Annotated in this window: 10 protein-coding genes; 1 reads left to right on the top strand and 9 read right to left on the bottom strand. The window is 34.8% G+C overall.

The window, feature by feature from the left end; genetic code table 11:
• Positions 1-34: 34 nt before the first annotated feature.
• Positions 35-1,318, bottom strand: a complete 1,284-nt coding sequence (locus VFM92_RS09920) for an acetyl-CoA hydrolase/transferase family protein (RefSeq protein ID WP_325122060.1) — start codon at positions 1,316-1,318, stop codon at positions 35-37.
• Between the two features lie 152 nt (positions 1,319-1,470).
• Entirely contained in the window at positions 1,471-2,076 is a 606-nt protein-coding gene (locus VFM92_RS09915) for a hypothetical protein (RefSeq protein WP_325122059.1), read from the bottom strand.
• Positions 2,077-2,218: 142 nt separating this feature from the next.
• On the opposite strand from VFM92_RS09915, the gene VFM92_RS09910 reads away from it, so the two are divergent.
• Positions 2,219-2,866, top strand: coding sequence for an SDR family oxidoreductase (locus VFM92_RS09910; protein ID WP_325122058.1), 648 nt, complete (start codon positions 2,219-2,221; stop codon positions 2,864-2,866).
• A 303-nt stretch (positions 2,867-3,169) separates the two neighbouring features.
• On the opposite strand, the gene recO is transcribed toward VFM92_RS09910, so the two are convergent.
• From recO to asnB, 7 genes are all read right to left on the bottom strand, one after another.
• Positions 3,170-3,859 carry a DNA repair protein RecO gene (gene recO, locus VFM92_RS09905; protein ID WP_325122057.1) on the bottom strand — a complete coding sequence of 230 codons (690 nt, stop codon included), beginning with the start codon at positions 3,857-3,859 and terminating at the stop codon, positions 3,170-3,172.
• A gap of 362 nt (positions 3,860-4,221) precedes the next feature.
• Positions 4,222-5,568, bottom strand: coding sequence for a deoxyguanosinetriphosphate triphosphohydrolase (locus VFM92_RS09900; RefSeq protein ID WP_325122056.1), 1,347 nt, complete (start codon positions 5,566-5,568; stop codon positions 4,222-4,224).
• Between the two features lie 122 nt (positions 5,569-5,690).
• Positions 5,691-6,485, bottom strand: a complete 795-nt coding sequence (locus VFM92_RS09895; protein WP_325122055.1) for a type II CAAX endopeptidase family protein — start codon at positions 6,483-6,485, stop codon at positions 5,691-5,693.
• A gap of 197 nt (positions 6,486-6,682) precedes the next feature.
• Positions 6,683-7,243, bottom strand: a complete 561-nt coding sequence (locus tag VFM92_RS09890; RefSeq protein WP_325122054.1) for a hypothetical protein — start codon at positions 7,241-7,243, stop codon at positions 6,683-6,685.
• On the bottom strand, positions 7,146-8,003 hold the full coding sequence (locus VFM92_RS09885) for a 3-hydroxyacyl-CoA dehydrogenase NAD-binding domain-containing protein (protein ID WP_325122053.1): 858 nt from the start codon (positions 8,001-8,003) through the stop codon (positions 7,146-7,148). Before VFM92_RS09885 ends, VFM92_RS09890 begins: the two co-directional genes overlap by 98 nt.
• Positions 8,004-8,027: 24 nt before the next feature.
• Positions 8,028-9,053 (bottom strand): phenylalanine--tRNA ligase subunit alpha, encoded by a 1,026-nt coding sequence (gene pheS / locus VFM92_RS09880; RefSeq protein WP_325122052.1) that lies wholly within the window; start codon positions 9,051-9,053, stop codon positions 8,028-8,030.
• Between the two features lie 207 nt (positions 9,054-9,260).
• A complete protein-coding gene (gene asnB / locus VFM92_RS09875; protein WP_325122051.1) occupies positions 9,261-11,156 on the bottom strand; it encodes an asparagine synthase (glutamine-hydrolyzing) in 1,896 nt (631 codons plus the stop codon).
• Between the last annotated feature and the right edge of the window lie 25 nt (positions 11,157-11,181).

The following is an 11,181-nucleotide window of genomic DNA, read 5'->3' as shown; positions in this document are numbered from 1 at the left end:
GAACTGACCTCAGGAAAAGCTATCTTAACATCATTTACTTCGCTTTAAATCTTTCAAAAGCCGCTTTTTCTAATTCTTCTCTCGCATCTGGATGTGCTATAGAAATCATCGCTTTGGCTCTTTGTTTTAAATTTTTACCAAATAAATCAACTACGCCATATTCTGTTACTACGTAATGAACGTGCGCACGAGTGGTGGTAATTCCGGCTCCTTCTTGTAAAAAAGGTACGATTTTACTGATTCCATTTTTAGTGGCAGCAGGCATTGCTAAAATTGCTTTCCCACCTTCCGAAAGCGATGCGCCTCTGATAAAATCCATTTGTCCGCCAACCCCGGAGAATTGCATTTTCCCGATAGTATCTGCACAAACCTGACCTGTTAAGTCAATTTCTATTGCGGAATTAATAGCAGTAACTTTAGGGTTTTTTCGGATGATAGCCGTGTCATTGGTGTAAGCCGCTTCTTTCATATGAACTAATGGATTGTCATCCATAAAATCATACAGTTTTTGAGAGCCCACTGCAAAACAAGTCACTAACTTACCAGTTTTTACCTTTTTATTGCTGCCATTAATAACTCCACTTTCTACCAAAGGTAAAATACCATCAGAAAACATTTCAGTATGAATTCCGAGGTTTTTATGGTTACCCAAATTTTGTAAAGCAGCATTTGGAATCGCACCAATTCCCATTTGAAGAGTTGCTCCATCTTCCACTAAACCGGCCACGTGGGCACCAATTTTTTGTTCAATATCAGATGCTATTACAATATCGTGGGTATGAATCGGTTCATTTGCATCAATTGCATAATTTATTTGGCTGACATGAATAACGCCATCTCCATGTGTTCTTGGTACTTTCGGATTAACTTGCGCAATTACCAATTCGGCCGTTTCGATTGCTGGAATCGTAACATCTACAGAAACCCCAAGAGAACAATAACCATGTTGATCGGGAGTAGACACTTGAATAAAAGCGACATCCAATGTCAGAATATTTCTTCTGAATAACCAATGGACTTCACTGAGAAAAATCGGAATATAATCTCCTCTTCCAGCCTGAATGGCTTTTCGAACATTACCTCCTACAAAAGCACTATTAATGTTAAATGATTTAAAGAAGGGCTCCTCCGTATATGCTGCCCTACCTTCTGTATGCAAATGCATTACTTCCACATTTTCCAAAGATTCATAACGATTGGCAAGTGCGTCAATTAATTTTACTGGAGTCATAGCCGCGCCTTGGATAAAAACTCTATCGCCTGACTTTACATGGGAAACCGCCTCTTCTGATGTCACTATTTTTAATGAATTGTTCATGTCTTTTCATTCTATCTTATAATAATATAAAGTTACGGGCCCATTAAACAATAGGTTTTGAGAAATCCCAGCCAAAAAAATGATTTATATCAAGCTATTTTTAAAAGCCTCTTCTAGGGATTTGAGATATTATATTTAGGATATTTAATACCTCAATTTGAAAAAACAATAAATCCTAATTGTAAATTAATTCCTACTAATAATTCCGCACCTCTGTTTGTTATCCTAAGACCTGGCTGAAAGGCCACATCAAAATTAATTCTTTTAAAAAAACTTCTTTGCATGCCGTAAGAAATCATTAAATCCAACACAGCCGAACCGTTTGGAAGCCGTTCTGCATTGGTTAAATATAGCCCCTCATGATAAAATCTTGAAGTAAGACCTACATAGTTTGCAGCGTTATTATTTGTATTTTTATGACTAGCCGCTCTTTTGCCAAGGTTATGATAAAATCGGGATTGAACTGTAATTTGAGGCATGAAAATATAATAGGGACTTGCACCATAAATATCTCGAGCAATTGTCCCTCCACCATAGTATGACATCGCACCCAAGGTGGTGTACAGCGAAATAGATTGAGCCATTTTCTTTTCATATGACAGTGCTAACAAAGAAGGAAATAAAGCTTCCACCTTTACTATATTTTGTTCCACTGAAGCCGACTCTCCTTTTATAAGAGCCACTGGTTTATCCTGGGCTTTTAAATTAACTACGCTAAAACAAGCTATAACAAACAATAGGGCTGAAGTTTTCATCATTTTAAAAGATTAATGGTTCTTAACTATAAGTTCGTTTTAAAATTTAAAGATGATAAAAATTAACTTAATTTTTGAGATATTTTAAATTTTAAACTTATAAGTTACTCTCCGTATACTATAGTATAACTGTAAATTTAAAATCATGAACATATTAGTAATAGGAGCCAATGGTAAAATTGGTCAAAAAATCGTCAATAAAATTCATAGCAATTCTCCACATGATGCCATTGCTATGGTAAGAAAAGAATCTCAAAAAGAGCAATTTAAAAAGAAAGGAATAAAAACCGTGATAGGAGATTTGGAAAAAGATTTCAGTCATGCATATGAAGGAAATAATGCGGTAATTTTTACAGCAGGGAGTGGTGCAAGTACGGGTGATGATAAAACCAAAACAATAGATCAGCAAGGTGCTATCAAAGCAATTGATTTAGCTGTAAAGCACAAATTTACTCGGTTTATGATGGTGAGTGCATTTGGTGCGGATTTTAATCCATCTGAATGGCCAGAAAAAATGGCAGCATATTACAATGCTAAATCTGCCGCAGATGATTATTTGCAGCAAACAGGCTTAAATTATACGATTTTCAAACCAGGAGCCTTAACCGATGATGAGCCAAAAGGAAAAGTAGATTTTGGCGAAAGAACAGATGAAAGAAGTGGTTCTATTCCACGCTGGGATGTAGCCGATATGATAGTGAAAAGTCTGGATGCGGATAACACTTACCGTAAATCCCTGGAACTCCTTTCGGGGCCTTATAGAATTGAAGAGGCTATAGAGAAGGTTAAATAATGTATTTCTAACTTTTCCAAAGTTCAAAGCTTTGGAAAAGTTTTTCAATTTAAGTCCTTTAAGATATAAAAAGAATATCTTCAATAATCCGTTTGTACAGTGCGATGTCTTGAACAAATTGATTTAATTTTCAGCTAAAGCTGAAAAACTTTTGTTTTCTTTTGACTCTTTTGTGGTTAAACATCTGCTATAGCTTACATTTTAGTACAGTTTCATACACTTAGGTTCTGTTTCCCTTTCTGCTATCAAGCAGGTTTGGATGATTCACTTATTCAAATTTGCTAAACTGAATGCATTAATCCACTAACTCAAAACCTCATGCAAAATCCTGAGCGATTTAATTTCTTTAAAAGAATGACTGTGTATTTGGTAAAAGTGAATTAATACTTTTAGCAATTGCTGTCTTTGCTCTCCATTTATTTTTAAGTCATAGGTTATCTCATTTGCCAAAAGTTCCTCCAATTTTACTAATTCATCAGGACGCAATTTAATCTGATGATAATGTGAGACCTCATCCAGAATTTCAGCGGCACCAGAAGGTTTGAATCCTAAATAAGTAGAAAGTTGAGCTAAAAATTGTAAGTGGAAATTTATATAATCGTCTTCTTTTTGGTCAAAATAAGTGAGGCCATCGTGAATAAAGCCAAACATCATAAGGTTATCTTCCTCCTCTCCGCGCAGAATATGGTTTAGAAATTCTGCTAAGAAAATGCCTATAGAGGACTTAATGATTTCATACGGTATACTGCGATAAGGCGGGTTTACTTTTATTTCCGACATGCGGTTAATGCTACTGTTGGTTTTTTTATAAACCACCAAATCCAATAAAGTCAAAGGCTGAAAAATTGCCATTTTATGCTTGGCTTTTGCTTTGCGTACACCATTTTCTATATAGGATTGTATACCAAATTTCTCAGTATACACCTGTATGATGAGTGAGCTTTCTCCATATTTCACATGCCCTAGCACTATGCCTTTGGTTTTATGCAGCATTTAAATTTTTTTATTAGTCCTGCAAATTAATATGAATTATTTCGCTAAATCGAAAATCCCTTTGTTTTCTTTGGTATCTATTCCTGATGTATACGGGACAAGTCATGGTTAAAAATTAAGTATGTTAAAACCTGCTAACGACAATAAATTTCAACCACAAACACAACGATATTCACTTAGGTCATTGAGATAAAACCAGCAAAAATCTGTTACTTTTTCTTCATGTTTAATTCTGACATGATTAAGTATCATAAAGACGAAAAATAGATTTCAAAAAAAGATAACTAAGTTATCATGATATGAATTAAGTATTCAATTCATCTTATGCTTTCTTTGGTCACTATTGAGGTAAATTTTTAAGCCTATTTCATTCCAGGCAAGCTGATCCCTTTTAACTTTCTATAAAGATTGATTGCATATCGGTCGGTCATTCCACTGATGTAATCAATACATAACAAACTGATTTCGTAAAGACTTGCGGTATCGGTAATTAATTCCTGATAGGTTTCAGGCAATAATCTAAAAACCGTTAAATCCTTCTTACTTGATTCTTCTATTCCTTTCTGGGCTATGGATGCGCCTAAAAATTCTTCTAATAAGCCTTCCAAAACTCTGTGTCCCACCACTTCTGTTTCTAAAACTAAATGAGAACGATAAATTTTTTGAATAGAAACTTCAATAATATTTCTTAACACTCTTTTGGAAGGAACTTGGCTCATTAATGCGGAATCAAACTTTCCACTCAAAATATCATCCTCATTTTCCATGAAGACCTCAGCACATTCATTGATTAATTTATTGATACAAAGTGCTCGCAAATAAGCAATCTTCTCGTTTTTCCCTTTTGTTTTTTCTAGCTTTTCTGGCAGATAAGAATCTCCCAAAACATTGGCCAATAAATCACGCGCTTGCTCATATGGAACCCAGCCCAACCGGCAACCATCTTCCAAATCAATTACATGATAACAAATATCATCGGCTGCCTCCACCAAAAATGTCAGTGGATGCCGAACCCAGCTCATTTCATTAGACAAACGAATTAAGCCCAATTCATTAGCCAGTTCTTCAAAATATTGCTTTTCCGCTTGGAAGAACCCATATTTTTTCTGGCTTTTTCTGCTGCTGTCCTTTTCAAAAAGATGAGCCGTTCGAGGATACTTACTAAATGCGGCTAAAGTACTATAGGTTAATTTTATTCCTTGATTATCGGGTCTGTTGAACAATCTAAAACCTTGGGCATTTCCTTCAAAGTGTGTTAAGTCTTCCCATTCCTCTACTGCAACCTGTGATTGAATCCATTTTCCTAGTGAAGTGGTTTTGAAAAATCCTGAAATGGCATCCTCGCCTGAATGACCAAATGGAGGATTTCCAATATCATGAGCTAAGGAAGCGGCTGCAACTATAGCGCCAAAATCAAAAGCTGAAAAGCCTGATTCTTTTAGTTCAGGATATTTATCCACTATGGATTCTCCTACTTTTTTGCCTAAGGAACGACCAACTACACTTACTTCTAAGCTGTGAGTCAATCTTGTATGCACAAAATCTTCCTCGGGTAAAGGAACGACTTGGGTTTTATCCTGCAACCTGCGGAAAGGATGTGAAAAAATAATTCTATCGTAATCTTGCTCGAAAAATGATCGTGCAGAGGATTGATTAGTTTTGGTGCTTTGTCCTAAACGATTTGGGTTCAGTAATTTTAGCCAGTTCATTTTTTCCATAGCTTAAAATTAATGGAAAGAATTGAAAGTACTGATTTAAGATGTAGAGATTTAAGATAAATGGCTAAAATAATAGCTGGTTCGCTTTTCAAAACACATGCCTATCAATCCATTTAATCTAGTGGAGCTTTTTTTAGTTTCCTTAATCCAAATAGAGTCATTCCAACTCCGGATATAAGTATTAGCCAATATACCCAACTATAATTTAATTCCTGTAGGAAACTAGTTATTTGTTGGTTGTGAAATGATAATAATAAAACAATCAGATTCCCTACAAAATGTAATAGTATTGGATATAGAATGTTTTTGGTTTTTACATATATCCAGCAACTAATAATTCCAAATAAGAAAGTCGGCACTAAATTCAACCAATTGGGAATGTGAATAAAGGCAAAGCATATGCTTGAAACGATAGCAGATATTCCAAATGAATATTTTTTCAGCATTCTAGTGAATAAGATTTTTCTAAAAAACAGTTCCTCTAAAATGGGTGCTAAAATTACAGCACGTATTAAGTCGTATCTCCAAAAATATTCAGATTTATAATCAGTGTGATTGATGCTTTCAAAAGCAAGTTTATTGTCATTAAGGAATACTTTAAGTTCTAAAAATATTTTGGCAAAAATTTCGAATCCTATACTTACTATTAGAATTAAGAGAACCGTTTCCCATTTAATCTTCTTTATTTTTAATAAAAGATAGCTGGGTGCAAACCAAAGTTTAAAGGCTAGAAAAAGAATAACTGAATATTGTAATATTTTAGTTAATATTCTGGTAACTGAATTATAATGAATTAAATATTCTAAATTTAAATCTAATAATGCGATTACAGACTGAAAGCCAAATGATAAAATCACCCCTATAACAAAAAGCAGAACAGTATATAATAGGGCTTTAAGAATGCTCATATCTTAATTTAAAGTGACTTATTAAAGAGCAATATTATATAAATATGATCAAAAATTACTGTGATTATGAAATTTTAGGTTTATAAATAGGATACACTTGAAAAACGCGTTTCTATAGAATGGTATAAGGTACGTGCTGGGAAGCTCTAGCACTCAATTCTGTACTGATGTGCGTTTTCTAATGCGTACCTACTGAATTACCTATTCTCACTATTCACAATAGTATTATCGATATATAAATTTCTACCAGAAAGGCTGGTGTAATATTCCCTTAGTTTTCTGGGCGAAGGACTATTGGTAGGGTAACCACTTAAATTATAGAATGAATTTCCACATTCACATGCTAGACGAGATTCTCCTGTACCTCCTAAATTCAAAAATTCAATTCTTGAACATTCTTTTTCAGGCTCATAAGGACAGGTTCTTTCAAATGCTGCATAATCTCTATCACCTCTTTTTATAATGATAATTCCATTTATGCCATAATCATCAAGAATTAAATGATTTTCAAATTGTAGTGACTGATAAGCAGGCAACGATAAATTAAGACTTATCTGAAACGGATCTGGCAATGGGAGTTCATCAACAAAAATTTCTGGATCAATTTCATTTTTGCAAGCAATAGAAATTGAAAAAAACAATAATATTATACTAATTTTCTTAATTATAGTCATAAAATCCTTTGCCACTTTTTCTTCCGTGATGGCCGGCATCCACTTTTTGTTGCTGTATTCTGCTTGGTCTGAATTTGCTGTCATAATAAAATGATTCAAACATCGATTTGGTTACGGAAAAGTTAGTATCCACGCCTATCAAATCCATTAACCGAAAAGGGCCCATTTTAAATCCCGAACTTTCCACTAATCTGTCAATTTGTTCGAAATCAGCTACATTTTCTTCGGCTATCTTTAAAGATTCCACATAAAAATGACGAGCCACTCGATTAACGATAAAACCAGGCGAATCTTTTGCCATCACGGCTTTTTTGCCCATTTTTTCGGCTAATGCCTTAGTGGTTGCTGCAATTTCAGGATTAGTCGCAGCCCCTGAAATAACCTCTACCAATTTCATGATGTGGGCAGGATTGAAAAAATGCATGCCCACCAATCGTTCAGGATTTTGAAGCCCTGCGCCGATTTGTGTTATAGGAATAGAAGAAGTATTTGTTGCTAAAATGGTACTTTTAGAATTGATTTTTTCCAGCTGACTGAAAATATCAATCTTAACTTGTAGTTTTTCAACTACTGCTTCAATGATAACATCTGCTTTAAGTTCGTCTAATTTAGATAAAAAACTAATGTTTTGAAGACAAGCATCTTTTTGTTCTTGAGGTACTTTATCTTTTTCAATTCCTTTATCTAAGTTTTTGGTAACTGCACTTTTGGCTTTATCCAAAGCTGCCTTTTGAATATCAAAAAGAATAGTTTTATAACCGGCCATAGCACTTATCTGCGCAATACCTGAACCCATGGTTCCAGCCCCTACTATACCGATGCTTTTAATGTCTTTTAGATTCATAATCTCTTATTAAATAGATTTTGATTAACTCAAATGTTTAAACTGATTCAAAAAACGAACATCATTTTCTGAATACAACCTTAAATCATTTACCTGAAATTTTAACATCGCTATTCTTTCAATTCCCATACCGAAAGCAAAGCCTGTATATTCTTCCGAATCGATTCCGCAATTTTCCAATACATTTGGGTCAATCATTCCTGAACCTAAAATTTCTACCCAGCCGGAATATTTGCAAATATTACAACCTTTCCCTTTACAGATGTTGCAAGAAATATCCATTTCTGCACTTGGCTCAGTAAAAGGAAAATAAGAAGGACGGAAACGAACTTTGGTATCTTGTCCAAAAAGCTCTTTAGCGAAATAATACAAAGTTTGTTTTAAATCGACTAAGCCCACATTTTTATCCACAAAAAAACCTTCTACTTGATGGAAAAAGCAATGTGCACGAGCGGAAATGGCCTCATTTCTGAAAACACGTCCAGGAGCTAGAGTTCTAAATGGAGGTTTCTGATTTTCCATTACCCTTATTTGCACAGAAGATGTGTGAGTTCTTAAGGCAATATCCGGATTGCTTTCAATAAAGAAAGTGTCCTGCATTTCGCGGGCGGGGTGATTTTCTGGGAAATTTAAGGCGGTGAAATTGTGGAAATCGTCTTCAATTTCTGGACCATCCGCTACATTAAAGCCTATTTTTTGGAAAATCTCTACTATGCGGTTATGCACATAAGTCAGTGGGTGAACTGTTCCCAAATTAATATTAGGAGGAAGCGTCAAATCAACGGGTGCAGTAGTTTTATTTACCGTATCAGCACTTTCCAGTCCAGCAATTAGTTGTTTAAATTTCTCTTCTGCTAATTGCTTTACTTCATTCACTTCTTGGCCATAAGTTTTACGGTCTTCAGGAGCTATATTTTTGATGTCAGCAAAAAGATCTCCTAATACGCTTTTGCGACTAATAAATTTTAATCTATAAGCCTCTAGCTCTTCTTGAGTTTTGGCAGATGCTGCTGATATTTCAGCTTTTAATGCTTGTATCTTTTCAGACATTGAATTTCAAATCAGTTTTAATCCTAAAAAACAAAGTTAAACGAAAATGGCGGAATATTAAATAAGAGATGGGAGTAGTTGAGTATATGGTTTACTATTGGATTTTCACTTTTGTAAATCCCAACCTTTTTGAACCACAAAAGAAACACAGAACACAAAAGTTTTTTCGCTAAAGCGAAAAGTTATTCCAAGAGCTAGCGATAGAAATTAATTCATATACTCTGAATACCATTCCTGAAATACAATCAGTGCCCAGATGTGAGCATGACTATCTTCAGGATTATTGGAGAATAATTTCTTTTTTAGTGCTGTAATTCCTTCCCAATCAAAAACTTCTTGCTTTTCAATTCGCTCCTTATCCAACCACTTATTTTCAATATCTTGTTTTAAATCTTTTCGGAGCCAGTCTAACAATGGAACTTCAAATCCATGCTTAGGTCTATTGTAAATTTTTACAGGCAGAATGTCTCTGAAAGCGTCCTGCAAAATCATCTTTTTTCTCTTTCCATTCACTTTGAATTCTTCGGGGAGGGAGTTAGCAAAAGCTACTAATTCATGATCTAAGAATGGAACTCGAACTTCTAAAGCATGTTGCATGCTCATTAAATCTACTTTTTGCAGCATATCGCCTTGCAGAACTAATTCTTGATCAAGCTGTAAAGATTGATTTATAGATTTGGAACTTAACGTTGAAAGTAATTGGTCTTTCCATAAATCAAAAGCTTCAAAATCAATATCTTCTAATATTGTATTTGACAGTAAATCTGTTGCTTTTCTGACAGTTTGCAGACTTGCCAACATCCAATACTGTGATTGAATATCGAGTTGGGAAGCATCAGCGAATTTCTTTAGCTGTCTCGATAAATTTCCTAAAAGATTATTTCTTGACTTGGGTAAAATATTCCATAAAGGACTTAGACTGCTAACCATTTTTTCTTTGGTTCCAGGATGCCAAAGTCTGTAAAGGGCAGCATGTTTGTTGTATCCTGCAAAGAGTTCGTCTGCTCCATCTCCAGACAAAGCAACGGTTACATTTTCTTTGGTCAATTGGCTTAAGACAAAAACAGGCAAAGCAGAACTATCAGCAAAAGGTTCAGAAAGGCTTTTGAGCATTTTTGGTAAATAGCCATATAAATCGTCTAAGCTTAGTGAAAATACTTGATGCCTGGAGCCAATATGTTTTGCCACAGCATTGGCATATTCCGTTTCATCAAAAAAGGAATTTCCTTTATACCCAATAGAGAATGTATGTAAACCATCCACTTTTTTGGAAGCAATCGTAGAAATGATGGAAGAATCAACTCCACCGCTTAAAAAAGTGCCTAAAGGAACATCCGCTACCAACCTTCTCTCAACAGCTTTTTCCATTAATTCTTTCAGCTGAACTTGAGCATCTTCATAGCTGCCTTGAAAAGGCTTTTCAAAGGTGTTTTTCAGTTCATAGTAGGAATTGATTTCAATTGATTTCTTTTTGACAATTGCATATTTGCCTGGCATCAATTTCTTTACGCCTTTCACCATGCTCATGGGAGCAGGCAAATAATTTAACTGCAGATAAGTATAAAGCGAAGTAGTATCAATAGTTTTTTCGATACCGAATTTGAGAATGGCTTTCAGTTCGCTTGCAAAAATAAAGCGGTCTTCGTCTTCCAAATAGTAAAGCGGTTTAATTCCGAATCTATCGCGAGCAACCAGCATTTCTTCCTTTTGTTGATCATAAAAAGCAAAAGCAAAAAAACCATTAAGTATATTTAGAGCATCTTTTCCCTCATGAATTAATAATTGCAATAAAACTTCAGTATCAGATTCTGTTTTAAATTGAACTCCTTTGCTTTCAAGTTCTTGGCGCAGAAGTTTGTAATTATAAATTTCGCCATTAAATACTAATTGATAGCGACCATCTTCAGCAGACATAGGTTGGTTTGACTGAGGATTTAAGTCAATAATGGATAATCTTCTATGACCCAAAGCCACAAAATCACCCACAAAAACTTTTTGGAAATCAGGTCCACGGTGTTCTAAGGTTTCCGTAGCCAATGAAATATTGGGAAGGTTAAACCTACCAATTTCATTAAATGCAAATACTCCTGTTATGCCGCACATCCTGCGAAGATAATCAATATTTTAA

The sequence above is a fragment of the Marivirga sp. genome (assembly GCF_035704835.1).
GTDB lineage: Bacteria > Bacteroidota > Bacteroidia > Cytophagales > Cyclobacteriaceae > Marivirga.
The sequence above is the reverse complement of the archived record's forward strand: the minus strand, read 5'-3'. Positions and strand labels throughout refer to the sequence as shown.